We start from the raw sequence: 23,980 nt of genomic DNA on the forward strand, positions 1-23,980 counted from the left end.
ATTTACGACGCACCGGCCAGCTCTCCTGTAGTCCAGATGTACGAACAGACCGGGCGGATCAGTTCACAAGCACAATACGAGTGTTTTTCGAGCCGGCTTGCTTGACCAGCGAATAGAAACGCTGGGCGTTTCCGGTAGCCAGTCTGACGCATCCATGCGAGGCGGGACGCCCCAGTTGCTTCACATAACCTGTACCATGGATGGCATAGCCGCCGCGAAAGAACACCGAATAAGGCATCGGCGACATGTCATATTTGCGCGAATGCCACATCTTGTGCATGCGGGTCGGGCGATAGGTGCCACGCGGAGTAGAAAACCCCTTTCGTCCCGTAGAGACGGGCCATGTGTGAAGAACACGACCTTGTTGACTGACCGTCATGACCTGCCTGCTAACATCAATTCGCGCGACGATTTCAGCCGCCATACTTTGGCCCAAGCCACCAAACAGAAATGCAATAACCGCCGCGATTTTAAACGCTGAATTCTTCATTGTACAAACCCCCAAACTGCCGTGATACCTGATCATCATTTTTTTCTTGGTGGCAGGCTTTCACATTACACTAAGAATTTAAGATTTTCCTGCATCCGTATTCTCCAGCAAAACACTTCGTTGTGATTGTTGCATATTTGCAACAATGCTGCGGACACAACTCTGTCGTCTTGCCAAGCGATATGGTTCACTGCTCAATTCACAAAATGAATGAAAATCTCGCTCGCGCCATCGAAGACCGAACCGACGACCTCGTCACACTGACCTCGGATCTCATCAGCTTCCCGACCATCAACCCGCCGGGCGAAGCCTACACGCCATGCGCCGAATTCATCGGCAAACGGCTGAAAAAGCACGGCTTTTCGACGGAATTCATTCGCGGCGAAGGAACGCCGGGCGACAGCGACCGCTATCCGCGCACCAATGTGGTGGCCCGGTTCGAGGGCCGGTCGCCGGGCGCCACAGTCCACTTCAACTCGCATATTGATGTCGTGGAAGCCGGCGAAGGCTGGACCATGGATCCGTTTGCCGGACTGGTGCGTGATGGCAAGGTGTTTGGCCGCGGTGCCTGCGATATGAAGGGCGGCCTTGCCGCCTCCATCATCGCGGTTGAGGCATTTATCGAAGTCTATCCCGATTTTCCCGGTGCAATCGAGATTTCCGGAACGGTCGATGAGGAGTCCGGCGGCTTCGGCGGCGTCGCCTACCTAGCCTCAAAAGGCTATTTCTCAAAACCGCGCGTCGACCATGTCATCATTCCTGAGCCGCTCAACAAGGACCGCATATGCCTTGGCCATCGCGGGGTCTGGTGGGCCGAAATCGAGACCAAAGGCGAGATCGCGCATGGCTCGATGCCTTTTCTGGGCGACTGCGCCGTTCGTCATATGGGCGCGGTCATGCACGCCTTTGAGGAAGACCTGTTTCCCGCGCTCGACCGCAAGGAGACACGCATGCCAGTGGTGCCGGAAGGGGCGCGCCGCTCGACCATGAATATCAATTCCGTCCATGGCGGCCAGACAGAGGATTTTCGCCCCGGACTGCCCTCGCCTAATGTACCGGACTGGTGCCGGCTGACCATCGACCGCCGCTTCCTCCTGGAAGAGAATATTGATGAGGTGAAGCGCGAGGTAACCGCAATCCTTGATCGCCTCGCCCGAGAGCGCCCGAAATTTCGCTATACGATTCGCGACCTGATGGAAGTGTTGCCCCTTATGACCGAGCGCGATTCCCCGGTGGTGGAAGCAATCGCGAAAGGCATCCGCGAAATCTTTGGCCGCGAACCCGACTACGTCATTTCGCCTGGCACTTATGATCAGAAGCACATAGCGCGCATCGGCCATCTTCATGATTGCATAGCTTACGGTCCGGGCATCCTCGATCTGGCCCACCGCCCCGACGAATGGGTCGGCATCACCGACATGATGGAATCGGCCAAAGTGATGGCGATCAGCCTCGATGCCCTGCTGCGCGGCAACCGTGCTTAGAGAAAACCGCCCGTCTTGTGCGGCACTGCAACAAACTTGATTTACTCACGGCCAAAATCAGGCTTTGATCGCGACGGGGTTCATGACCGGGAGAAGATCGATGAAAATTTGGAAATCCGTTGCCGCTGCACTGGCGCTTGCGCTGGCCTCTGGCACCGCCGCCTTTGCCGCTCGCACGGACCTGGTGGTTGGCGTAGTGCTGGAGCCTCCTCATCTCGATCCGACCGGCGGTGCAGCTGCAGCCATCGATGAAATTGTCTACGCAAATCTGTTCGAGGGTCTGACCCGCATTGGCTCGAAGGGCGAAGTGATGCCCGGCCTGGCCGAAAGCTGGACCGCTTCGGATGACGGAAAAATCTACACATTCAAGCTCAGAAGCGGCGTAAAATTCCACGATGGCAGTGATTTCAACGCCGATGACGTGAAATTCTCGCTGAACCGCGCCCGCGCGGAGGATTCGACCAACGCGCAGAAACAAATATTCGCAGCGATCGACACCGTCGAAGTGATCGATCCCACCACCGTCAAAATCACGCTCAGCCATCCAGAGGGCCTGTTCCTCTACAATATGGGAATTGGCGATGCAGTGATCGTGGCGCCCGAGAGTGCAGACACCAACAAGGAAAAGCCTATCGGCACCGGTCCGTTCAAGTTTGACAGCTGGGCCAAGGGCTCTTCGATCAAGCTGGTGAAGACTGATGGCTATTGGGGTGATCCGGTCGCGCTCGACAAGGTCGAGTTCCGCATCATCCCTGATGCAGCTTCAGCCGTGCCGGCGCTGCTCTCTGGTGACGTACAGGCCTTCCCCAACGCTCAGGTCGGTGACGCGCTACCGCAAATCGAGGCAGACCCGCGCCTCAAGGTTGTCATCGGTACGACCGAAGGCGAGACACTGTTGTCGTTCAACAACAAGAAGCCGCCTTTCGACAAGCTGGAAGTGCGCCAGGCAATCGCCTCCGCCATCGACCGCAAGGCGATCATCGATGGCGCATCCTCAGGCCGCGGATTGCCGATTGGCTCGCATATGTCGCCGACCAGTCCGGCCTATATCGACCTGACCGAAACCTATCCGCACGATGTGGCCAAGGCGAAGGAATATTTGAAGGCGGCCGGACTCGAGAACGGCTTCAAGGCGACGCTGAAACTGCCGCCGCCAGCCTATGCGCGCGACGGCGGCGAGATCATCGCCTCGCAATTGCGCGAGATCGGAATCGATCTTGAGATCATCCCCGTAGAATGGGCAGACTGGCTGAGCAAGGTGTTTACTGAAAAGGATTTCGACGCCACCATTGTCTCTCACACCGAGGCCAATGACATCGATATTTACGGCCGTTCCGGCTACTATTTCCAGTATGAAAACCCCGCCTTCAACAAGGTGATCGCCGATCTCGCAGTTGAGAACGACGACGCCAAGCGAAATGCGCTTCTGGGTGAAGCCCAGAAGATCCTCGCCACCGACGTTCCGGCAGTGTTCCTGTTTGAACTGCCCAAGACCGGCATCTGGGATGCCAAGCTGGAAGGTCTGTGGGAAAACTCGCCGATCCAGGCCAATGACGTGACGAAGGTTAAATGGGCGCAATAGTGCCATAAAACCCTCCCCTGTCCGGGGAGGGTTTGCCGGCGCTGAATTCATGCTCGCCTATCTCGCCAAACGCCTTTTGATCGGCCTCGCAACGCTCGTCGTTGCCTCGCTGGTGGTGTTTGGCGTCCTGGAAATCCTGCCCGGAGACCCTGCCCGGCTGATGCTAGGCATGAACGCCACGGAAGATGCTGTACGCGCGCTGCAGAGCGAGATGGGCCTCGATCAGCCCATGCTGGTGCGCTACTTCAACTGGGTTGGAAACATGCTACACCTCGATTTCGGTCAATCCTACACCTATTCCGTTCCGGTGATTGACCTAGTGGCGGAGCGTGTTGTCGTTTCTCTGCCGCTTGCCTTGATGGCGCTTACGTTATCGACTGCCATCGCCATTCCGGTCGGCCTGTTTGCCGCCTCGCGGCGCGGCAGCACGTCTGACACCGTCGCCATGGGAATAGCGCAATTCGGCGTAGCGGTGCCGAATTTCTGGTTCGCGTTGCTGTTGATTTATGTGTTTGCCGTCTGGCTGCGGCTGGTTCCGGCGGGCGGCTTTCCCGGTTGGGACGCCGGTGTGTGGCCGGCTCTCAAGGCCCTGATGCTGCCGGCCATCGCGCTGGCGCTGCCGCAGGCTGCGATCCTAGCGCGCGTGACCCGTTCGGGCCTGCTTGACGTGCTGGGCGAAGACTATATCCGCACAGCCCGTGCCAAAGGCCTGACACGGAGCCGCGTGCTATGGCGCCATGCTTTGCGCAATGCTCTGATCCCGGTGGTGACCATTTTGGGCCTGCAATTTTCCTTCCTGCTCGCTGGCACCATCATCATTGAAAACGTGTTTTACTTACCCGGCCTCGGCAGGCTGGTGCTACAGGCAATCGCCCAGCGCGACATCATCGTGGTGGAAAGCGTGGTGATGCTGCTAGTGGTGGCAGTCGTGACGGTCAATCTACTGGTCGACCTTTCCTACGCTATCGTTGACCCACGCCTGAGGGTGGCCCGATGACCACGGACACTCTTGCCAGTGAAACATTTGGCAGCCTCGTGGCAAAAGCTTTTGCCAACCGGTCCTTTGTCACCGGTTTTGTCATCATTGCCATCATCGCTGCGATGGCTCTGATATCGTTTGTCTGGACGCCCTACGATGTGACCAAGTTGATCGTTGCCGACCGTATGCAGCCGCCTTCCGCGCAGCATCTGTTTGGCACCGATCATTTCGGTCGCGATATACTATCGATGATCATGGTCGGCGCCCGCAATTCTATCGCGGTGGCGCTGGTGGCGGTCGGCATTGGCATGGGCATCGGCGTGCCGCTCGGCTGCTGGGCAGCCGCACGCGGCGGTTTTGTTGACGAAATCCTGATGCGCTTCAACGATCTTGTATTTGCCTTTCCTGCTCTTTTGTCGGCTGTGATGATCACCGCGATCTTTGGCCCAGGCGCGGTCAATGCCATCATCGCCATCGGCATTTTTAACATTCCGGTTTTTGCCCGCGTTGCCCGCGCCGGCGCGCTGTCGCTATGGCCGCGCGAATACATTCTGGCCGCCCGTGCCTCCGGCAAGGGCAATTTCTTGATCACTGTCGAGCACATCATTCCCAATATCACCAACATGCTTCTGGTGCAGGGCACGATCCAGTTCGCGCTGGGCATTCTGGCTGAGGCTGGGCTTTCCTATCTGGGCCTTGGCGCCCAGCCACCGATGCCCAGTTGGGGGCGCATGCTGTTTGAGGCTCAAACGCGTATGGCGGTGGCGCCCTATATGGCGATTTTTCCGGGTTTTGCCATCGTCTTCACCGTGCTGGCGCTGAACCTTCTGGGCGACGGCCTGAGCGATGTGCTCGACCCCAAACTGAGGCGCCAGCGGTGAGCTTGCTCGAGATCGAAAACCTGTCCTTGGCCATTGACAGCACTGTCATCCTGAAGGGTATAGACCTTACTATCGAGCGCGGCGAGGTGCTGGGGCTGGTGGGTGAATCCGGCTCCGGCAAATCGATGACGGCACTTGCGGTGATGCAGCTACTGCCGCAGGCCGCACGCGCCAACGGCCACATCAGCTTCGACAGCATCGACATTCTGGGCGCCAGCGAAGACCAGATGTGCCGGCTGCGCGGCGATGATATCGGCATGGTTTTTCAGGAACCGATGGCAGCGCTGAACCCGGTGAAGACGATCGGCGAACAGGTCGCTGAAGGTATTCGCTTGCACACCGGCGCTACCAGAGCCGACGCCGAGACCCGCGCCCGAAAAATCCTTGATCGCGTTGGCCTGCCCGACGATAAATTTCCGCTCTCCAGCTATCCCCACCAGCTCTCGGGCGGTCAGCGCCAGCGCGTGGTGATCGCCATCGCCTGTGCGCTAAAGCCAAAGCTGCTGATCGCCGACGAGCCGACCACGGCGCTAGACGTCGTGTTGCAAAAGCAGATTCTTGAGCTTCTGCGCGATCTCGTCGATGAGAACCGCATGGGACTACTGTTGATCTCGCATGATCTGGCGGTTGTGGCCTCGATGGCTGACCGCATCGCCGTAATGCGCGACGGCGCGATCATGGAAACCGGCGAGACCGCGCGCACGCTTCTGGCGCAAGTCCATCCCTACACGCGCCAATTGGCGCAGGCCTCCACCCACGTGCCGCTACGGAAGCCAAATGCAGCGCCGGTTGCAGGGCAGCCCGCCCCTTCCCCGCTGCTGACGCTCGAGAGTGTGTCGCGGATCTATCCGGGTAGGCGCACCGGCCTATTTGGTCGGGCCAAGCCTTTCAAGGCTGTGGATGCCGTGTCGTTTAACATGGTGCCTGGCCAGTCGGTCGCGCTGGTCGGCGCGTCGGGATGTGGAAAGTCCACCCTTGCCCGCATGATCCTTGCACTGGACCGGCCCACGGAAGGCGATATCCGCTTTCGCGGCCAAACCCTGATCGGCAAGGACCAGACAGAGTTGCGCGCCTCCCGACGCAACATGCAGGTGGTGTTTCAGGACCCATATGGCTCGTTCAACCCGCGCCATCGCGTCGAACGGCTGGTGGCCGAACCGCTGCATCTGCTCGACGAAAAGCCGACCATGCGCGAAAAACGCGACCGCGTGGCCGCCGCATTGGCGGAAGTAGGTCTCGATCCGCGCGACATGGAAAAATATCCGCACGAATTTTCCGGCGGCCAGCGCCAGCGCCTGTCGATCGCACGCGCCATCATCACTCGGCCCAAGCTGGTGGTGGCCGATGAGCCTGTCTCGGCCCTTGATGTTTCGATCCGTGCCCAGATCCTTGACCTTTTCGCCGACCTAAATAGCCGGCTGGGCGTCGCCTACCTGTTCATCACCCACGACCTGACAGTGGCGCGCGCCATCACCGACCAGGTGATGGTGATGGACGCTGGCCAAATCGTCGAGCGCGGCGATACATCAGCAGTTCTCGACAATCCCCAGTCCGATGCCGCCCGAGCGCTCGTGGCGGCCGCACCGGATCTGCGCCGGGCCATCGCAAGACGGCTTTCTGGCTAAGTTCAACCTTCCGACCGTTCCACCAATTCCTGCGGATCAATCTCCAGCATTTCGAATGCGCGCTTCAGGATTTTGATCTCCTGGTCCGCCAATTCGGTATCGGCCTTGGCGATTTCGGTCATGTGAAGGACCAGACTTTTGCGGCGCTCCGGCTCGAGGCTACGAAACACGGCAATAGCCTGCTTGCCATTGGTCTCGTAGCCAAAGTCGCGCAGATATTCGATAACGGCATCAAGACTGCTCTCTTCAATACCAAACGAATCGCGGCAAATGCGTCGAAAGACGTCCATCTCGCTCGTCTCCACCTTGCCGTCGGCCAGGATCATGCGGAACAGAAGCAGCAGTTCGGCGGATATGGCCGGGTCATCGGCCACCTTGCGCACACCCGGATCGCCTTCGATGACCGCTCGAAGGTCGGCAAGCAACGTCTTGAACACCAGAAATTCCCCACTGTTTGTTAGTCCAACCGACCGTAGCGTCAAATGCGCCTTGCGCAAGCGACCCCTGCGTGGTCGAAGCGACTGCCCACAGCCACACCGCGCATCGATGCCATGATAGACCCATCCACCGACCTCCTGACCCTGCTGGCGCTTGCAGCCTTTGCTGCGGGCTTTGTCGACTCGATCGCCGGCGGTGGTGGGCTGATCACCGTGCCGGCGCTGCTTCTGACCGGATTCGCGCCCGTAGAGGCTCTAGCCACAAACAAGTTGCAGGGCGTTTTCGGATCGGCGTCCGCAACCATCGCCTACGCCTCCAAGGGCCATGTCGACCTGAGGAAGCAATTACCTTCAGCAGTCCTTGCACTGATCGGCTCTGTTGTTGGCGCGCTGGTGGCAACGGTGCTGCCCGGCGAAGCGCTGAAAATTGCGTTGCCTTTGCTGCTGGTCGCCATTGCGCTGTATTTTGCCTTGAAGCCAAATGTCGACGATATTGATCGCACCGAGCGGCTTTCACCCTTCCTGTTTGGATTGCTGGTGGTCCCGGCAATCGGATTTTATGATGGTATGTTCGGCCCAGGGGCCGGATCCTTCTATATGCTCGCCTTCGTCTCCCTGGCCGGCTACGGCGTGTTGAAAGCGACCGCCCATACCAAATTATTGAACTTCGCTTCCAATCTGGGCGCACTCGGCTTTTTTGCCTTTGCCAGTGTCATTTCCTGGAAGATTGGCCTGATGATGGGTGTGTGCCAATTCATCGGAGCCCGGGTTGGCGCCGGACTGGCAATGAAAAGCGGTGCAAAGCTGATCAAGCCGCTTCTGGTGATCGTCTGCGTGGCGCTGGCGATCAAACTGCTGTCAGACCCTGCGCATCCGCTCCGCGCGCTGCTGAGAATTTGAGCGTATAGTTACGGTTGCGAATCATTCGCGCGAGGGTCGACCATGAAACTGAATGCGCCGAAGCAGATTATTTTTATCATTTCGCTCGTCATTGCCGTTATTGGCCTGTTAGCAGGCCTCGGCGTCTTGGCTATTCCGCTGGCTGCTTTCTGGATCATGGCTATTGCCTATGTGGTCCTCGCTGCCGGCTGCCTGATGAAAGGCTTGTAGACACCGCTTGAGGCCATCGCCGCGTTCGGTAAGATGCGGCGATGGCTACCTTGAGCGATGCCCCTGTGCAACCAGTTGGCCCCATCGTTGGGGGCGGATTCACGATTCTGCGCCGTGCACCCATCGCTGCACTGCGTGGGTGCGTGCTCGATATCGCCGGCTACCGCGAACATCTGTACGGACATTTCCGTCAAATAGAGGTGGCGGCGCTGGTGGTGCCGTTCATCATCAGCGTGGGCGATCCCTTTTCCATCGCTTTAGGTCGCCAGCCAAGCGCGAAGGACCACCAGCCGAGTTTTGCGGCAGGGCTGTATGCAGGTCCCGTAGTCATTGATTCCTCGGCAGCTGCGAATGTGTGCAGGTGAACTTTTCCCCGGCTGGCGCCCGGGATTTTTTCGGCCTGCCAATGCATGCACTGGCTGACAGTATGGTACCGCTCGACGATCTGTTTGGACAACAGACGATACGTCTGCGAGAGCAACTGGCAAACGAACCAGACTGGCAAATCCGGTTCGATCTCGTGGAAAACTTTATCACCGCCCGTCTGTCAGTCTCCGACCAATCGGAAACACCCGCGCAATGGGCCTACGCTCGATTGACTGAGACCTACGGCCGTGTGCGGATCGGAACGCTCGCCGAAGAGATCGGCTGGAGCCGCCGGCTGATGGTCGAAAAATTCCGCGATGAGATCGGGCTCTCGCCAAAAACTGTCGCGCGCATAGCCCGTTTCGGCAAGGCAAGAGAACTGGCCGGGCGCGGTGGCCGCTGGGCCGAGATAGCCGCCGATTGCGGCTACGCCGATCAGGCACATCTCGTACGAGAATTCGGCGAACTGGCAGGCGAGACGCCTGGCGCCTGGGCGCATCGCATGACAGCCACGGCGTCTGTCGCCACGTAACATTTCTTCAAGACCAGCGCGTCTGCGTCTGGCTAGATGCGCCTGCCACCCAACAACGCAGGAGCACTGTCATGGCAGACGCCACAATCGAACCACCGCGGATTTTTCCCACCATGCGCTATGCGGACGCTGGAAGGATGATTGACTGGTTGCAGCAGGCCTTCGGATTCATCGTGCACGCCCGCTATGGCGAGGGCGGCCGGGTTGACCACGCGCAACTCTCGTTCGGCTCTTCCATGATCATGCTGGGCTCGGACCGCGACGATGCGTTCTGCAAGATCGTCGGCTCGCCGGGTCAGCCCGGTGGCAAGGCGATCTATGTCGCGGTCGCCAATGTCGATGCAGTCCATGCCCGCGCAGTGGCCGCCGGCGCGACCATCGAGGAACCGCCAACCGACCGCGATTATGGCAGCCGCGAATTCATCTGTCGCGATCCCGAAGGCAACATCTGGTCGTTCGGCACCTACTATCCAAAAGCGCATGAAAAAGATGGCTAAGGCCGAGCGCAACCGCCCCATGATCCTCAAACCGGGTGCCGGGAGTCACTATGATTGCGGCGCCATGCAGACGATTTTCAAGGCCGATGGCGTGGAAACCGGTGACAGCTATTCGGTCTCGGAATGGTGGTTGGACCCGGGCGCTGCCGGCCCGGGCGCACACAGGCACGATGCCAACGACGAGATCTTCTTCGTCATAGCCGGCACCCCGCGCGTGCTGGTCGGCGAAACCTGGCATGACGCCAAGCCCGGCAGCTTTATGCGCATACCCGCTGGCGTAACCCATGACTTCGACAATCCGGGCAAAAAACGCGCCGGTTTGTTCAACGTGTTCATCCCGGGTGGGTTTGAAAAAGACATGCCGAATATCGTGGCTTGGTTTGGCGGCGGATTCAAAGCATAGCCTCTCAACTACCGCGCGAGCGCAAACAACGCGTCGCAATCGAGATGTCGTTCCAGTTGCTCGGCGATGGCATCCAGCGCGCGTTCGACTTCGGCACGGTAGTCGATGCCGCCGCCGGTGATGCCGAGGGTTTCGAGAAAGTGGGTGCGGGTGGCATCGGCGTTAAAGTAGCCGTGCAGATAGGTCCCGAAAACCTTGCCATCGGCAGACATGGCTCCGTCATCCACGCCGCCTGAGCGCACCACGGGACGAAGGCAGTCCGGGCCGGTAGTCATGCCAAGATGTATCTCGTAGCCTTCGACCGGTGTGCCGAAGGCGACCGAATGGGCAGCGACATTACGTACGGATTTTTCCCGCTCCATCACCGTATCAACGTCGAGCAGACCGAGGCCAGGCACTTCGATGGCCAGCCCCTCGATGCCATGCGGATCGCGAACCACGCGCCCGAGCATCTGATAACCGCCGCACAGACCGACAATGTGGCCGCCTCGGCGGCGGTGGTCGGCAAGGTCTCTGTCCCAGCCATTTTCGCGAAATTGCAAAAGGTCCGAGATGGTCGACTTGGATCCTGGGATGATGACCAGCCCGGCATCAGCAGGCAGCTGCTTCCCGGGAGGCACGAACACCACCTCCACCTGCGGCTCTGCTTTAAGCGGATCGAGATCGTCGAAATTGGCGATGCGGCCGAGCATCGGCACTGCCACTTTGAGCGCCCGGCTTTCGCCGACGGCAAGCCGTTCCAGCACCACCGAATCCTCAGACGGCAACATCGCCGCCGCCTTCAGCCACGGCACGACGCCAAAGCAGCGCCAGCCAGTGAACTTATCGATGGCCAATATGCCGTCATCAAACAGCGAGACATCACCGCGAAACTTGTTGATGAGATAACCCACGACCATGGCGCGGTCGGCTTCCGGCAAGATCAGATGGGTGCCTGCAATCGAGGCAATTACCCCTCCCCGGTCGATATCGCCAACCAGCACCACCGGCACATCGGCGCGCGTGGCGAAGCCCATATTGGCAATGTCACGGCTGCGCAAATTGATCTCTGCCGGCGAGCCGGCACCCTCGACAATCACCAGATCGCAATCGGCGCCGAGTTTTTCCCAAGAATCGAGCACCGCATCCATCAGTTTCGGTTTTAGCGCCTGATAATCGCGCGCCTTGGCCTGGCCAAAGACCTTCCCCTGAACCACTACTTGCGCACCGATCTCGCTTTGCGGCTTCAGCAGCACAGGGTTCATATGGATGGAGGGCGCAACCCCGCAGGCGATCGCCTGCAGCCACTGCGCCCGCCCGATCTCGCCGCCTCCGGTTTCGCCTGGAATATCGGCGACAGCTGCATTGTTAGACATGTTTTGCGGCTTAAATGGTTTTACCCGGAGCCCACGCCTCAACGCGGCACGGCAAAGCCCCGCAACAAGCATCGTCTTGCCGACATCGGAGCCGGTGCCCTGAAGCATGATCGCTTTGGCCATGGCTTAGCCCGCCTCCCGCCCGACATCGATCACCGAACGCTGCGCGAGATCGCCGCCACGCCAAAGATAGAGCGCCAGAAGCGGCGCTGCGCCAGTGCGCATGGCGTGGTTGGCGTTGGAGCGATGGTGGATAACCTCGCCGCCAGCACGTGGAACAAAATCGCCATCGTCCATGCGCCACTCAGTGCCGCCGGTCAGCGGAATGTAAATCTCCTCCGCGACATGGTGGTGATCCGGGTAAACGACGCCCGGACCCAACAGCAGAAACCCGCCGGCAATGCGATCATTGCGAAAATGGCCGCGCGTGCCGAAAAGCTCCGTCCAGCCGTACTTGTCGAGAAAATCCGGGCCGAAATCCTGTGCCGTATAAGTCTGCCCCCAGGCGAGCGCTGCTGCCTGGCAGGCAAGGCGCTGCGCCAGTTCGCGCGCCGATCCGGCTGCGCTGTCCACCGCACGCGGCAAATGTTTCAGGCAAGCCAGTGGGCGCGAGTGCAACCGCCGCTCCTTCATTTCCCAGTCGATATCGGCCATGAAACTGCGCACCGGGCTCGATGGAGTCTGCAGCAGAAAGCTGCGAAAGGCGTGCCTGAGTTCTTCGAAATTTGCAGTCACCTGGCATCCGTTCATCAAATGGTGCACAGCCGCTCTACAGGGCGCTAGCTTGCACGGCGGCATCATTGGTCTAGATTGCGCCGCGCGCATAGGTCAAATACGTCATGGAGGACACGATGGACGCCGTTGTAGACAATGACACCGGGCAGTTTGAGCTGAACAGCGACCAGCGTGCCATCCAGGACATGGCCAAAGCCTTTGCCGAGGACCGTGTCGCCCCGCATGCGCTGCAATGGGACATTGAGCGCCATTTCCCAGGCGATGTGATTCGAGAGACCGGTGCGCTTGGGCTCGGCGGCATTTATACCCGCGACGATGTTGGTGGCTCGGGGTTGGGGCGGCTGGATGCCGTGCTGGTGTTCGAGGCGCTTTCGCAGGCCTGCCCGGCCTTCGCGTCCTTTATCTCGATCCACAACATGACAGCCTGGATGATCGACACATTTGGTGATGAAGAGCAGCGCCAGCGCTTTTTGCCCAAAATGACGTCGATGGAGTGGCTTGGCAGCTATTGCCTGACCGAGCCAGGATCAGGGTCGGACGCGGCAGCGCTAAAAACCCGCGCCACACGGTCAGGTGATGATTATGTCTTGAACGGCACCAAGCAGTTCATCTCCGGCGCGGGCGATTCTGATGTCTACGTCACCATGGTGCGCACCGGCGGCGACGGTGCCGGTGGCATTTCCACCATCGTCATCCCAAAGGATGCGCCAGGCCTGTCATTCGGTCCGTTGGAGAACAAGATGGGCTGGCATATGCAGTCCACCCGCCAGGTGATCTTTGAAGATTGCAAGGTTCCGGCTGCAAACATGCTCTCGGGCGAAGGTGCTGGCTTTCGCATCGCCATGTCAGGGCTCGATGGCGGCAGGCTCAACATTGCAGCCTGCTCACTTGGCGGCGCGCAATCGGCGCTCGACAAGGCGCTTGGTTATGCCAGCGAACGCAAGGCATTCGGCAAGGCCATCGACCAGTTCCAGGCGCTCCAGTTCAAGCTGGCTGATATGGAAACCGAACTCCAGGCAGCGAGAATGCTGCTTTATACCGCTGCTGCAAAACTCGACCGGAAGGCACCTGATGCCGGCAAATGGTCGGCTATGGCAAAGCGATTTGTTACGGATACAGGCTTTACGGTCGCCAACAATGCACTGCAGGTGCATGGCGGTTATGGCTATCTGCACGATTATGGCGTCGAAAAACTGGTGCGCGACCTGCGCGTCCACCAGATTCTGGAGGGCACCAATGAGATCATGCGCGTCATCATCGCTCGCGCCCTGATTGGACGCTGACGTTTTTTTCCCGGAGGAAAATCTCATGACCAAAAAAATCGCTTTCATCGGCCTCGGCAATATGGGCAATCCCATGGCCGCCAATCTGGTCAAGGCCGGACATGAAGTGCGGGGTTTTGATCTTTTGGCCGACAATCTCGCGACGGCGACCGAAAACGGCGTGACGGTGGCTGAAAGCGCAATCAAAGCCATTGAAGGCGCCGCCATCATCATCACGATGTTGCCCGCCGGCAAACATGTGCTCTCCGTCTATCATGAGATCGCACCGAAAGCCGGCAGCGGCGTGCTGATGATCGATTGCTCGACCATTGATGTGGACTCAGCCCGGGAGGCCCATGAGACTGCCGCACGGCACGGCCTGATGTCAGTCGATGCGCCTGTTTCGGGCGGAACGGGGGGCGCAAGTGCGGGCACGCTCACCTTCATGGCCGGCGGCAAGGTGGAGGCTTTCGCGATGGCCGAGCCGGTGTTGAAGCCGATGGCAGGTCGTGTCGTCCATTGCGGTGATGTCGGGGCCGGTCAAGCAGCAAAGATTTGCAACAACATGATCCTCGGCATTTCGATGATCGGGGTCAGCGAGGCATTCGTGCTGGCCGAAAAACTCGGCCTTTCACATCAAGCGCTGTTTGATGTTGCCTCGACGGCTTCCGGCCAATGCTGGTCGCTAACAACCTATTGCCCGGTACCCGGCCCGGTCCCGGCATCACCCGCAAACCGCAACTATAAGCCAGGCTTTGCCGGCGCGCTGATGCTGAAAGACCTGAACCTGTCGCAAGAAGCCGCCCGCAGCGCAGGAGCATCAACACCACTTGGCGCTCATGCCGCAGAACTTTACGCCCAGTTCAACGAACAAGGCGGCGCCGACACGGATTTCTCAGGCATCGTGAATTTTCTGAGAGGTGACGCTGCGTAAGCTGCTTACCGAAGCTTTTTTGTTCGCGGACGGTCGAAAAACGCGCAAATTTAGGTTTGCTTAAGCTCTCGATAACCGCCCGGTAACGATGTCGGGGTAAAACGAATGCATGGCGGCGATCAAAAGCCGCCACCGCTCCGGATCAGGTCTCGCGTACCGGAGCAGTATCCTTCGCCAGTATTGTTGCGAAGTGCCATGCGTATCGGTTGGCAAAGCCGCGTTCCCTTTCAGGGCGCGGTTTTTGCCGTTTGAACTGCTTTCACCCCTTCGGTGACAACCGCCGATAATTCGCTTTTACGCGCTTGCCGGCAGGCACAAGCGCGGCACGCAATGAACGCTCGACAGCCTCCCCGCTCCACAGCGCCGGCACCTTTCCCGACAGCGCGTCAGTCCAGAAACTGCCCGCCGAGTCGATCAGCGACATCTGGGCCGCCACGATCCCTTCTGCGAAGGCGTCGCTCTTTTCTTGGATGGCGCGCTGCGTTTCCTTTCCCATCCCGCTTGTGTCGGCAGCCATCAGCGGCAGGCGCATGGCAGCCACCATCGGTGCCAGCATCAGGTTGGCGGCTAGGTCGGAGCCGGCACGCGAAGCCTTGCGGCTTTTTCGAATGGTCATGGAAAACTCCTCTTTAGCCGCAGGTGGAACGTGGTGATGAACACAACGTTCCAATCCACAGGGTAGCACGGCTTTGTCGGTCACTTGCGACAGTGGTTTCAGCCGCGCAGATCGTTCTCTGCAAGATCGAGTGCCAGAAGCAGCCGCTCGACAGCCAGATCTATATGCTCCCGGGTCCAGACCAACGGCGGCGACATGATCATCGTGTCGCCGGTGGCACGCAGCATTAACCCGATGGCAATGGCATGGTCACGGATGATGACTGCAGCCGACCCCGGTTCGGCAAAGCGTTGCCGGCTTTTCTTGTCGCTGACGATCTCGACTGCGCCCATCAACCCGAACGTCCGCACCTCGCCAACCAGACCGTGCGGTGCGACCCGCGCCAGAAGTTGTTCGGCAAAATACGGCCCGGTGTCGGATTTGACACGGTCGATCAAACCTTCACGTTCAAGGATCTCAAGGTTTTTCAGCGCCACCGCACAGGCCACCGGATGACCTGAATAGGTGTAGCCGTGATAAAACTCACCGCCTTTTTCGGTCAACGTCGCGGCAATCCGGTCGCCCACCAGCAGGGCCGACAGTGGCTGATATCCGGAGGTGAGCGCCTTGGCGGTGGTGATGGTATCGGCCTCAATGCCCATCGACTGAGCGGCAAACCATGCGCCGGTACGGCCATAACCGGTGATAACCTCGTCGAGCATCAACAGCACATCATATTTGCGGCAGATGCGCTGAACCTCCGGCCAGTAGCTGGCAGGCGGGATTTTTACACCACCCGCGCCCTGGATCGGTTCACCGATGAAAGCGGCGACATTTTCCGGCCCGGCCTCGACAATGGCATCCTCGATGGCCTTTGCCGCCCTCAATCCAAAATCGTGATCGCTCTCGCCAGGCAGTGCCAGCTCGAAGGCATAAGGCATCATGACATGGACGATGTTGGGCACCGCGCCATAAAGCTGGTTGTGCATCCCGTCCATGCCGCCCAGCGACGTGCCGGCAATGGTGGAGCCATGATAGGCCATGGTGCGCGAGATGATGCGGTTTTTTTCCGGCTTGCCCTCCAGCGCCCAGAAATGGCGGACCAGCCGCAGCGCCGTGTCGTTTGCCTCCGACCCTGACGAACCAAAGAAAACCTGATTGATGTTTTTGGGCGCAATCTCGGCCAATTTTTTAGCCAGCAGCACCGGGCTGGGCGTCGAGCAACGAAAGAATGAATTGTAATAAGGCAGTTCCTTCATTTGCGCAGCGGCGGCATCTGCCAGTTCATCGCGGCCATAGCCGACAGCCACGCACCAAAGCCCGGCCATCGCATCAAGAATGGCGGTGCCCTCGCTGTCATAGATATAGGCGCCCTCGGCGCGGGTGATAATGCGCGACCCAGACGCCCGAAGTTCCTTGTGGTCGGTAAACGGGTGAAGATGATGCGCGGCATCGATCTCTTGCAACTGCGCCAGCGAATAGTTCTGATATGTCATGGACTTGGTTCCCTTTCCTGAATCAATCCGGCGGCATGCGCCGGCGCGACGGTCAGACAGAGGAAGGCGGCGAATAGCCGATGCGCGCGCAAAGGCGCAGCAGTTCAGCGTGAAGCGTGCGCGCGGAAGGCTGAGAGCCTGCAAAGCACTCACGGTCGATTCTGAATGCCTCTGTAGGATACAGTGCCATGGCCGTTGATCCTATGCCGTGCAGCCCAGAGTTCAAGTGCTGAACCGTGCCATCCTGAAACGGCTGATATCATGGTCGGTGTTGCCCGTCGTCGACAGATCGGCCAGCACCGCGCCGATAACACTGGCGAATTTGTAGCCGTGGCCCGAACAGGGCGAGGCAACGACGATGCGTGGATCTGAGGGCAGCAGATCGATGACAAAATCCTCGTCCTTCGTCATCGTGTAGAGGCAGGTTTTCATCGCCCTGAGCCGGCCGGCGGCTTGCGGCAGATAGCGCTCGATGAAGCGGCGCGTGCGCGCTTCATCGTCGGGGCCGGCATCCTGGCGGGCGACATCGGCATGGGCAAGGACGCCGCTGCCATAATGCGAGGCGCATTTGAAACCGGTACCGGCGAAATCCGGGAACCCGTAAACAATGTCCTCGCCGCTATCGATAGCAAAGACGGGCAGCGTGCCGAGCCCAAAAAGTTCCGGTGCACGCGTTTCGTACCAGCACAACACCATCCGCTGTATGAAAAGAAGATCCTTTAACTCAGGCACCAGATCACTAGCCCATGCACCGGCGGCGACAATCACCGATCCCGTCTCGATCACGCTGCCATCGCCGAGCCTGAGTTTTACACTGGCGCTTCCAGGTTCGAGCGCCAGTACTTTTGTATGGGTGCGTACTTCTGCGCCCGCCTCGGTTGCCAGCTTGAGATGAAGCGCGTTGGCGCGTTCGGGTTTGAGAAAACCGCCCTCGCCTTGCCAGATGGCAGTGTGATCAAAAGGCAGTACCACGCCCGGGAAACGTCGCCTAACCTCAGTCGCGTCCAGCATCTCAAAAGCCAGACCGTGTTCGACGCAAGCATCGACCGAGCCCTTGACCATCGGGCTTCCGGGCACGCCGGCTTCCAGAATTCCAGTGTTAACGAGAACCGTTTCACCCGTATCGCGCTCCAGGGAATGCCAGTTCTCAAAGGCGCTGCGTACCAGCGGAACATACGAGGGATGCTCGGAGTAGCCGAGCCGGATGGCCCGGCTTTCGCCATGCGACGAGCCCTTGTCGTGGCCGGGCGAAAACTGTTCGAGCCCCATGACGCGCACACCGCGCCGAGCCAGGTGATAAAGCGCTGCAGCGCCCATGGCCCCAAGGCCCACCACGGCAACATCATATCCAGCCATGTCGCATCCCTCGCGCTTGTTGTCGTCGCATCCGCAACCATCATGCGTCTGCCGGTCCATGATGCGGGTAGATTTCGGATCATCAAGAGGCAAGTATGACCGCAGTTGCAGACACGGCCGACGCCGCAACCACGCAAGACCGCGCACGGCGCGGCGGTGGCCGCGCTGGAAAACGCGCTGGTGGTGCCTCAGCTTTTGACCAGCCTGCTTTCCGGCAATTGAAAAACCCGCTTCAGCCAACCAGATTTGTGTCTGACGATGAGTTGGAATCAATCCACCGCGCTTCGCTGCGCGTCTTGCGTGAGATCGGCGTCGATGTGCTGCATGATGGCGCGCGCCAGATCATGAAGGAACACGGCGCCGACGTGCGCGAAGGCACCGAGCGCGTGCGCTTTGATAGTGACATGCTTCTGGAACTCGTGTCTCACGCGCCATCGCAATTCACCATGCACGCCCGCAACCCAGCGCATAATGTGGAGTTTGGTGGCAACAACCTCATCATCTCCATGATGGCATCGGCCCCCAATTGTTCGGATATGGATGGCGGGCGACGCCCTGGAAACCAGAACGACTATCGCAACTTCCTGCGCTTGGCGCAGATGCACAATATTTTGAACTGCACCGGCGGCTATCCTGTGGAACCGATCGACATTCACCCCTCCGTGCGCCATCTCGAATGTATCCGCGATCTTGCACTCCTGACCGATAAGGTCTTCCACATCTATTCGCTGGGCAAAGAACGCAATGTCGATGGCATCGAGCTAACGCGCATCGCCCGCGGCATCAGCCATGAGCAGATGATTGCCGAACCCTCAGTGTTCACCATCATCAACACCAACTCCCCGCTCAAATTGGATGTGCCTATGATGGAAGGCATCATCCAGATGGCGTCGATGGGCCAGCCGGTGGTCATTACACCCTTCACGCTTTCCGGTGCGATGGCCCCCGTCACCATCGCCGGCGCGCTGGTGCAGCAGAATGCCGAAGCACTCTCAGGCATCGCTTTCGCGCAAATGGTTCGAAAAGGCACGCCAGTGGCCTATGGCGGCTTCACCTCCAATGTCGACATGAAATCCGGCGCGCCAGCTTTCGGCACACCTGAATATATGAAAGCCCAGCTTGTCGGCGGTCAGTTGGCGCGGCGCTACAACATTCCCTACCGCACATCGAATACCTGCGCGGCCAACACCGTAGATGCGCAGGCCGCCTATGAAAGCGCCTTCTCGCTTTGGGGCGCAATACAGGGCGGCGGCAATTTGATGATGCACGCTGCAGGCTGGCTGGAAGGCGGCTTGCGCTGCTCCTTCGAGAAAACCATTCTGGATATCGACATGCTGCAAATGGTGGCGGAATTCCTCACCCCGCTCGATCTATCGGACGATGCGCTCGGCTTCGATGCGATTGAGAGCGTCGGTCCTGGCGGCCATTTTTTCGGCACCCAACACACGCAAGATCGTTACAAGACAGCATTCTACTCGCCCATCATTTCAGATTGGCGCAATTTCGAAAGCTGGGCAGAAGCTGGAAGCCCGACTGCAATCGACCGCGCCAACCGCGTCTGGAAAGAGCGCCTCGCCACCTACGAGGAACCAGCGATCGACCCTGCCATTCGCGAAGAAATCAACGACTTCGTTGCCCGCCGCACGGCTGAAGGCGGCGCACCGACAGATTTCTAATTTAGAAAATTGAATCATATTCTCACATCACGGGCCTATCCTCATGAAAACTAATGTTAAAGCGGTCGTTATTGGTGGCGGCGTTGTGGGTTGCTCGGTGCTTTTCCATCTGGCCAAAGCGGGCTGGAAGGACATCATGCTGATCGAGCGATCAGAGCTGACTTCCGGCTCATCCTGGCATGCAGCGGGCGGCTTCCATACCCTGAATGGCGACCCGAATGTCGCAAAACTCCAGGCCTATACCGTGCAGCTCTACCGTGAGCTGGAGGAGCTTTCCGGCCAGTCCTGCGGGCTGCATCTGACAGGTGGCGTGATGCTGGCCGATACGCCAGAGCGCATGGATTTCCTGCGCCTGTCGCACGCCAAAGGCCGTTACCTTGGCATGGAAACGGAACTGATCACGCCCTCCGAAGCCAAGGCGATGTTCCCGCTTATGGATGAAAGCCATTTCGTTGGCGCCATGTGGGACCCGGTCGAAGGGCATCTTGATCCTTCCGGCACCACCCACGCCTATGCCAAGGCGGCCAAGAAACTGGGCGCAGAAATCGTTCTGCGCAATCCGGTCAAGGAACTGACGCAGGATGCCGATGGCACATGGAATGTGGTCACCGAACAAGGCACCGTTCGCGCCGAACATGTGGTCAATTGCGGAGGCCTGTGGGCGCGTGAGATCGGGCGCATGGTGGGTGTGGAACTGCCCTTGCTGGCGATGGAACACATGTATCTTCTGACCGAGCCAATGCCGGAAGTGGAAGAATTCAACAAATCGACCGGCCGTGAGATGATTGGCGTCATCGACTTCAAAGGCGAGATCTACACGCGCCAAGAACGCAATGGCGTGCTGCTCGGCACCTATGAAAAGGCTGCAAAACCCTGGTCACCGGTCAACACACCGGGGGATTTCGGCCATGAGCTTTTAGCTCCAGATCTGGATCGCATTGCGCCCTCTTTAGAAGTCGGCTTCCGCCATTTTCCTGGCATCGAGAAGGCCGGCATCAAGCAGATCATCAACGGACCCTTCACCTTCGCGCCCGACGGCAATCCTTTGGTAGGCCCGGTGCAGGGACTGACCAATTTCTGGTGCGCCTGCGCGGTCATGGCGGGCTTCAGCCAAGGCGGCGGTGTTGGTTTGGCGCTGTCCAACTGGATGGTGCACGGCGATCCGGGTTTCGACGTATGGGGCATGGATGTTACCCGCTTTGGCGAATGGGCAGGCCTGCGCTACACCAACGCCAAGGTGCGTGAAAATTACTCGCGCCGCTTTTCGATCCGCTTCCCCAACGAGGAACTCCCGGCCGCCCGCCCCGCACAGACCACCCCGCTTTACGACACAATGCGCGCAAACAATGCGGTGATGGGCGACAGCTGGGGCCTGGAAACGCCGCTCTGGTTTGCCCCCAAAGGCACCGAGCCAAAAGATATCGTCTCCTTCCACCGCTCCAACGATTTCGAGCATGTCGGCAATGAAGTCCGCGCCACGCGAAACAGTGTCGGCGTGACCGAAATCGCCAACTTCGCCAAATATGAAGTCTCAGGCCCAGCTGCGGAAGACTTCCTCAACCGCCTGATGACGAACCGCATGCCCAAACAGGGCCGCATCGTACTGACCCCGATGTTGAATGAATTCGGCAAGCTGATCGGCGACTTCACCATAGCAAAAACAGACGCTGAAAAATTCATGATCTGGGGCTCATCTGCCGCGCAGAAATACCATATGCGCTGGTTTGAAAAGCACCTACCCAAAGATGGCTCAGTGCGCCTTCACCGCTTCGACCAAACGCTGGTAGGCCTGTCCATCGCCGGCCCCAACAGCCAAAAACTGTTGCAAAAGCTCGTTGATACTGACGTGTCCTCAACCGCCTTCCGCTTCATGGATTTCCGCGAGATGGCAGTCGGCGGCGCGCCCTGCATGGTCAACCGCATTACCTATACCGGTGATCTCGGCTATGAATTGTGGATGGCGCCCGCCTATCAGCGGCTTGTCTATCAGGCGATCAAAGAGGCTGGCGAAGAGTTCGGCATCGTCGATTTCGGCATGCGCGCGCTTCTTTCCATGCGGCTGGAAAAAAATTTTCCGACATGGTTCCGCGAACTCCGCCCTATCTATGGACCCTTCGAAGGTGGCATGGACCGCTTCGTCAAGATGGAAAAGAACGACTTCATTGGCCGCGAAGCAGCCGCCAAAGAGCTGGAAGCCGGCCCAAAGCTGCGCCGCGTGTCGTTCATAGTCGAGGCCGACAATGCCGATGTGATGGGCGACGAACCCATCTGGGCCAAAGTCTCCACCGATTACGGCACGGTCGAAAAACCACATGGTTATGGCGCGCCGCGCTTTGATGTCTCAGGCAACGAAGTCACCTTCTCATCCGCTTCAAACGATTCCTCCGCCGTGCGCGGCATCGTCGATGGCGACTGGCGCGTGGTGGGCTGGGTCACCTCCGGCGGCTATGCGCATTACGTCGAAAAGTCGATGGCGCAAGGCTATGTGCCAGCAGCCCTTGCCGAGAACGAAAGCGACGGTCTGTTCGAGATCGAAATTCTGGGCCGCCGCTGCCCGGCGAAAATCAATGTGCAGCCACCTTTCGACCCAGAGGGCGGCAAGATGCGGGGGTAAGTGTGCCTCTGTGTTAGGGTGCCGGAACTGAGATTGACACCCGCCAAAAACACTGGAGGAAGACCAATTGCCTACCGAACCACGTTCACCGCGTCTTGCCGTCCTGATTGACGCTGACAACGCCTCGGCCAAGATCGCCGATGGCCTGTTCGAGGAAATCGCCAAGATCGGCGAAGCCAGCGTGCGGCGGATCTACGGTGATTTTTCAAGCCCCCATTCAAAGGCGTGGGAAAACACGCTGTCGAGGCACGCCATCATTCCCCAACAACAGTTTGCCTACATCAAGGGCAAGAACGCCGCCGATATCACTCTGGTAATCGATGCCATGGACCTGCTGCACGCCGGTCGGCTCGACGGCTTCTGTCTGGTCTCTTCCGATAGCGACTTCACAAGACTTGCTTCGCGAATCCGCGAACAGGGCATCGACGTCTACGGCTTTGGCGAGCAGAAGACGCCCGAGAGCTTCCGCCAGGCCTGCCGCCGGTTCATTTACACGGAAAACCTGCTACCCGCTCAGGCGTCCAGTGCTGCTGCCCCTCAAGAAGCCACCACGCCGCTGATGCCGCCGAGAGCTGCTGTGCCTGTTATCCGGAAGGTTATCGAAGAGATGGATAGTGAAGACGGCTGGGTGTTGCTTGGCATGGTCGGTAACAGGCTCGCCAATTTCACGTCAGACTTCGATCCTCGGACGTTCGGCTCTCGAAGCCTGAGTGATCTGATGAAAAAGACCGGTGCTTTCGACGTCGAGCTCCCGACAGGGGGAGGAATGCGTGTTCGCCTCAAGACGACCACTCGCAAATGAGCCGCTGTTGCACTACCCACAAGCGTCGCTGTCCTAATTTAGCTGCGATTCCATAACGCTGCGCAAGACTTCAACCGTGTCCACCGACATGGCCTGGCTGGCAATATACGGCAGACCCTTGCGCGCAGCAGTCCAGCCTACCGCCTGCAGTCCTGCCGCGGCGGGCTCGAACTTCTTCGCCAGACTCCAGCTGCGGCAGTCGATGGCTGCGATGTCGGCGTGACCTTCGGCCACGGCGATAACCGAGGCGCGGTGACCGCCGGTTTCGATACGGGCGGAAAAAAGGTCGAGGTTTTTTACAGCGGCGGCGAGATCGCGCGCCAGACCGATAATGCCCGACATGGAATCGGGGCTGTTGAAGGCGAGGCGTTTGCCTGCCATGAGGTCAAGCGGCAGGATTGGCTGGCCGGTGGGAGTCTGCAATGCGCCCTCGCCCCGCCGCATCACCAGCGCGCTGGAGTAGAAAATCCCCTGCCCGCCCTCGATTCCGTCATAGCTGGGCTGGCCGACAAGCTGGACATGATCGGCAAGACCAAGCTCCATCGGCCCCCAGCAGGTTTGCGAGAGCAGAAGCTGTGGATTGCGCCAGAGCGCCTGTAGGTCGGCAACATCGCGGGTGAGTGCGTCAGGTGCATCGACGCCGACGTCGCGAAGCGCATCGCGAAGCCGTGCCCATTGCGCGTCCGTTTCGGCGCGAACTTCGGGCCAGTCATACATCGGCAAGGCGGCAATCAGTGAGGTCATATCACCCTGTCTGGCACAACATCCA

25 protein-coding genes are annotated in these 23,980 nt (G+C 59.2%); 16 read left to right on the plus strand and 9 right to left on the minus strand.

The genetic code is table 11. The features are described from left to right. Positions 1-58: 58 nt before the first annotated feature. Positions 59-490, minus strand: coding sequence for a L,D-transpeptidase (locus GA830_RS15820; protein ID WP_195164998.1), 432 nt, complete (start codon positions 488-490; stop codon positions 59-61). 206 nt (positions 491-696) lie between these two features. Here GA830_RS15820 and GA830_RS15825 point away from each other — a divergent pair, with 206 nt between their 5' ends. From GA830_RS15825 to GA830_RS15845, 5 genes are all read left to right on the plus strand, one after another. Further along, positions 697-1,974, plus strand: a complete 1,278-nt coding sequence (locus GA830_RS15825) for an acetylornithine deacetylase/succinyl-diaminopimelate desuccinylase family protein (protein ID WP_195162745.1) — start codon at positions 697-699, stop codon at positions 1,972-1,974. Between the two features lie 100 nt (positions 1,975-2,074). Continuing rightward, positions 2,075-3,556: an ABC transporter substrate-binding protein gene (locus GA830_RS15830; RefSeq protein ID WP_195162746.1), complete on the plus strand. Its 1,482-nt coding sequence runs from the start codon at positions 2,075-2,077 to the stop codon at positions 3,554-3,556. Positions 3,557-3,605: 49 nt separating this feature from the next. Beyond that, a complete protein-coding gene (locus tag GA830_RS15835; protein WP_195162747.1) occupies positions 3,606-4,553 on the plus strand; it encodes an ABC transporter permease in 948 nt (315 codons plus the stop codon). Then, complete coding sequence (locus GA830_RS15840; RefSeq protein WP_195162748.1) at positions 4,550-5,416, plus strand: ABC transporter permease; 867 nt, start codon at positions 4,550-4,552, stop codon at positions 5,414-5,416. The genes GA830_RS15835 and GA830_RS15840 overlap by 4 nt, the downstream gene beginning before the upstream one ends. Then, positions 5,413-7,041 (plus strand): ABC transporter ATP-binding protein, encoded by a 1,629-nt coding sequence (locus GA830_RS15845; protein WP_195162749.1) that lies wholly within the window; start codon positions 5,413-5,415, stop codon positions 7,039-7,041. The genes GA830_RS15840 and GA830_RS15845 overlap by 4 nt, the downstream gene beginning before the upstream one ends. A 2-nt stretch (positions 7,042-7,043) precedes the next feature. On the opposite strand, the gene GA830_RS15850 is transcribed toward GA830_RS15845, so the two are convergent. After that, positions 7,044-7,478 carry a TerB family tellurite resistance protein gene (locus GA830_RS15850; protein ID WP_195162750.1) on the minus strand — a complete coding sequence of 145 codons (435 nt, stop codon included), beginning with the start codon at positions 7,476-7,478 and terminating at the stop codon, positions 7,044-7,046. Positions 7,479-7,592: 114 nt separating this feature from the next. Between GA830_RS15850 and GA830_RS15855 the strand changes: the two genes are divergently transcribed. The 6 genes from GA830_RS15855 (at position 7,593) to GA830_RS15875 (ending at position 10,386) form a co-directional block, all read left to right on the plus strand. Next, positions 7,593-8,378 carry a TSUP family transporter gene (locus GA830_RS15855; RefSeq protein WP_195162751.1) on the plus strand — a complete coding sequence of 262 codons (786 nt, stop codon included), beginning with the start codon at positions 7,593-7,595 and terminating at the stop codon, positions 8,376-8,378. Positions 8,379-8,420: 42 nt separating this feature from the next. Next, positions 8,421-8,588 carry a hypothetical protein gene (locus tag GA830_RS15860; protein ID WP_195162752.1) on the plus strand — a complete coding sequence of 56 codons (168 nt, stop codon included), beginning with the start codon at positions 8,421-8,423 and terminating at the stop codon, positions 8,586-8,588. A 41-nt stretch (positions 8,589-8,629) separates the two neighbouring features. After that, the gene (locus GA830_RS20305; protein ID WP_308460453.1) at positions 8,630-8,953 is read left to right on the plus strand and encodes a hypothetical protein; all 324 of its coding nucleotides are present in this window, start codon (positions 8,630-8,632) and stop codon (positions 8,951-8,953) included. After that, positions 8,950-9,486, plus strand: coding sequence for a helix-turn-helix domain-containing protein (locus GA830_RS20310; RefSeq protein ID WP_308460454.1), 537 nt, complete (start codon positions 8,950-8,952; stop codon positions 9,484-9,486). The genes GA830_RS20305 and GA830_RS20310 overlap by 4 nt, the downstream gene beginning before the upstream one ends. Positions 9,487-9,557: 71 nt before the next feature. Next, complete coding sequence (locus GA830_RS15870; protein ID WP_195162753.1) at positions 9,558-9,983, plus strand: VOC family protein; 426 nt, start codon at positions 9,558-9,560, stop codon at positions 9,981-9,983. Continuing rightward, positions 9,967-10,386, plus strand: coding sequence for a cupin domain-containing protein (locus GA830_RS15875; RefSeq protein WP_258045476.1), 420 nt, complete (start codon positions 9,967-9,969; stop codon positions 10,384-10,386). Before GA830_RS15870 ends, GA830_RS15875 begins: the two co-directional genes overlap by 17 nt. Positions 10,387-10,394: 8 nt before the next feature. Here the strand turns inward: GA830_RS15875 and GA830_RS15880 are convergent, their stop codons facing one another. Then, positions 10,395-11,864 (minus strand): cobyric acid synthase, encoded by a 1,470-nt coding sequence (locus GA830_RS15880; protein WP_195162754.1) that lies wholly within the window; start codon positions 11,862-11,864, stop codon positions 10,395-10,397. 3 nt (positions 11,865-11,867) lie between these two features. Continuing rightward, positions 11,868-12,476: a dimethylsulfoniopropionate lyase gene (locus tag GA830_RS15885; RefSeq protein WP_258045477.1), complete on the minus strand. Its 609-nt coding sequence runs from the start codon at positions 12,474-12,476 to the stop codon at positions 11,868-11,870. 116 nt (positions 12,477-12,592) lie between these two features. Here GA830_RS15885 and GA830_RS15890 point away from each other — a divergent pair, with 116 nt between their 5' ends. After that, positions 12,593-13,759, plus strand: coding sequence for an isobutyryl-CoA dehydrogenase (locus tag GA830_RS15890; protein WP_195162756.1), 1,167 nt, complete (start codon positions 12,593-12,595; stop codon positions 13,757-13,759). A 25-nt stretch (positions 13,760-13,784) separates the two neighbouring features. Continuing rightward, on the plus strand, positions 13,785-14,672 hold the full coding sequence (mmsB, locus tag GA830_RS15895) for a 3-hydroxyisobutyrate dehydrogenase (protein ID WP_195162757.1): 888 nt from the start codon (positions 13,785-13,787) through the stop codon (positions 14,670-14,672). 259 nt (positions 14,673-14,931) lie between these two features. On the opposite strand, the gene GA830_RS15900 is transcribed toward mmsB, so the two are convergent. The 4 genes from GA830_RS15900 to solA form a co-directional block, all read right to left on the minus strand. Next, positions 14,932-15,288 carry a hypothetical protein gene (locus tag GA830_RS15900; protein ID WP_195162758.1) on the minus strand — a complete coding sequence of 119 codons (357 nt, stop codon included), beginning with the start codon at positions 15,286-15,288 and terminating at the stop codon, positions 14,932-14,934. A 98-nt stretch (positions 15,289-15,386) separates the two neighbouring features. Continuing rightward, on the minus strand, positions 15,387-16,763 hold the full coding sequence (locus tag GA830_RS15905; protein WP_195162759.1) for an aspartate aminotransferase family protein: 1,377 nt from the start codon (positions 16,761-16,763) through the stop codon (positions 15,387-15,389). A gap of 52 nt (positions 16,764-16,815) precedes the next feature. After that, the gene (locus tag GA830_RS15910; protein ID WP_195162760.1) at positions 16,816-16,953 is read right to left on the minus strand and encodes a hypothetical protein; all 138 of its coding nucleotides are present in this window, start codon (positions 16,951-16,953) and stop codon (positions 16,816-16,818) included. A 32-nt stretch (positions 16,954-16,985) separates the two neighbouring features. Then, entirely contained in the window at positions 16,986-18,119 is a 1,134-nt protein-coding gene (gene solA / locus GA830_RS15915) for an N-methyl-L-tryptophan oxidase (protein WP_195162761.1), read from the minus strand. 95 nt (positions 18,120-18,214) lie between these two features. On the opposite strand from solA, the gene GA830_RS15920 reads away from it, so the two are divergent. The 3 genes from GA830_RS15920 (at position 18,215) to GA830_RS15930 (ending at position 23,211) form a co-directional block, all read left to right on the plus strand. Then, positions 18,215-19,795 (plus strand): trimethylamine methyltransferase family protein, encoded by a 1,581-nt coding sequence (locus tag GA830_RS15920; protein ID WP_195162762.1) that lies wholly within the window; start codon positions 18,215-18,217, stop codon positions 19,793-19,795. A 43-nt stretch (positions 19,796-19,838) separates the two neighbouring features. Continuing rightward, on the plus strand, positions 19,839-22,409 hold the full coding sequence (locus GA830_RS15925; RefSeq protein ID WP_195162763.1) for a GcvT family protein: 2,571 nt from the start codon (positions 19,839-19,841) through the stop codon (positions 22,407-22,409). A gap of 67 nt (positions 22,410-22,476) precedes the next feature. Continuing rightward, positions 22,477-23,211 carry an NYN domain-containing protein gene (locus tag GA830_RS15930; RefSeq protein WP_195162764.1) on the plus strand — a complete coding sequence of 245 codons (735 nt, stop codon included), beginning with the start codon at positions 22,477-22,479 and terminating at the stop codon, positions 23,209-23,211. Positions 23,212-23,244: 33 nt separating this feature from the next. On the opposite strand, the gene GA830_RS15935 is transcribed toward GA830_RS15930, so the two are convergent. Further along, complete coding sequence (locus GA830_RS15935) at positions 23,245-23,955, minus strand: phosphate/phosphite/phosphonate ABC transporter substrate-binding protein (RefSeq protein WP_195162765.1); 711 nt, start codon at positions 23,953-23,955, stop codon at positions 23,245-23,247. Positions 23,956-23,980 lie beyond the last annotated feature (25 nt).

This window comes from Mesorhizobium sp. NBSH29, from assembly GCF_015500055.1.
Lineage (GTDB): Bacteria > Pseudomonadota > Alphaproteobacteria > Rhizobiales > Rhizobiaceae > Neomesorhizobium.

Coding starts and splice junctions, on each gene's coding strand:
- GA830_RS15935 (WP_195162765.1), bottom strand. CDS start 23,955: ATGACCTCACTGATTGCCGCCTTGCCGATGTATGACTGGCCCGAAGTT.
- GA830_RS15840 (WP_195162748.1), top strand. CDS start 4,550: ATGACCACGGACACTCTTGCCAGTGAAACATTTGGCAGCCTCGTGGCA.
- solA (WP_195162761.1), bottom strand. CDS start 18,119: ATGGCTGGATATGATGTTGCCGTGGTGGGCCTTGGGGCCATGGGCGCT.
- GA830_RS15870 (WP_195162753.1), top strand. CDS start 9,558: ATGGCAGACGCCACAATCGAACCACCGCGGATTTTTCCCACCATGCGC.
- GA830_RS15860 (WP_195162752.1), top strand. CDS start 8,421: ATGAAACTGAATGCGCCGAAGCAGATTATTTTTATCATTTCGCTCGTC.
- GA830_RS15855 (WP_195162751.1), top strand. CDS start 7,593: ATGATAGACCCATCCACCGACCTCCTGACCCTGCTGGCGCTTGCAGCC.
- mmsB (WP_195162757.1), top strand. CDS start 13,785: ATGACCAAAAAAATCGCTTTCATCGGCCTCGGCAATATGGGCAATCCC.
- GA830_RS15910 (WP_195162760.1), bottom strand. CDS start 16,953: ATGGCACTGTATCCTACAGAGGCATTCAGAATCGACCGTGAGTGCTTT.
- GA830_RS15875 (WP_258045476.1), top strand. CDS start 9,967: ATGAAAAAGATGGCTAAGGCCGAGCGCAACCGCCCCATGATCCTCAAA.
- GA830_RS20305 (WP_308460453.1), top strand. CDS start 8,630: ATGGCTACCTTGAGCGATGCCCCTGTGCAACCAGTTGGCCCCATCGTT.
- GA830_RS15820 (WP_195164998.1), bottom strand. CDS start 490: ATGAAGAATTCAGCGTTTAAAATCGCGGCGGTTATTGCATTTCTGTTT.
- GA830_RS15830 (WP_195162746.1), top strand. CDS start 2,075: ATGAAAATTTGGAAATCCGTTGCCGCTGCACTGGCGCTTGCGCTGGCC.
- GA830_RS15835 (WP_195162747.1), top strand. CDS start 3,606: ATGCTCGCCTATCTCGCCAAACGCCTTTTGATCGGCCTCGCAACGCTC.
- GA830_RS15880 (WP_195162754.1), bottom strand. CDS start 11,864: ATGGCCAAAGCGATCATGCTTCAGGGCACCGGCTCCGATGTCGGCAAG.
- GA830_RS15825 (WP_195162745.1), top strand. CDS start 697: ATGAATGAAAATCTCGCTCGCGCCATCGAAGACCGAACCGACGACCTC.
- GA830_RS15890 (WP_195162756.1), top strand. CDS start 12,593: ATGGACGCCGTTGTAGACAATGACACCGGGCAGTTTGAGCTGAACAGC.
- GA830_RS15920 (WP_195162762.1), top strand. CDS start 18,215: ATGACCGCAGTTGCAGACACGGCCGACGCCGCAACCACGCAAGACCGC.
- GA830_RS15900 (WP_195162758.1), bottom strand. CDS start 15,288: ATGACCATTCGAAAAAGCCGCAAGGCTTCGCGTGCCGGCTCCGACCTA.
- GA830_RS15905 (WP_195162759.1), bottom strand. CDS start 16,763: ATGACATATCAGAACTATTCGCTGGCGCAGTTGCAAGAGATCGATGCC.
- GA830_RS15925 (WP_195162763.1), top strand. CDS start 19,839: ATGAAAACTAATGTTAAAGCGGTCGTTATTGGTGGCGGCGTTGTGGGT.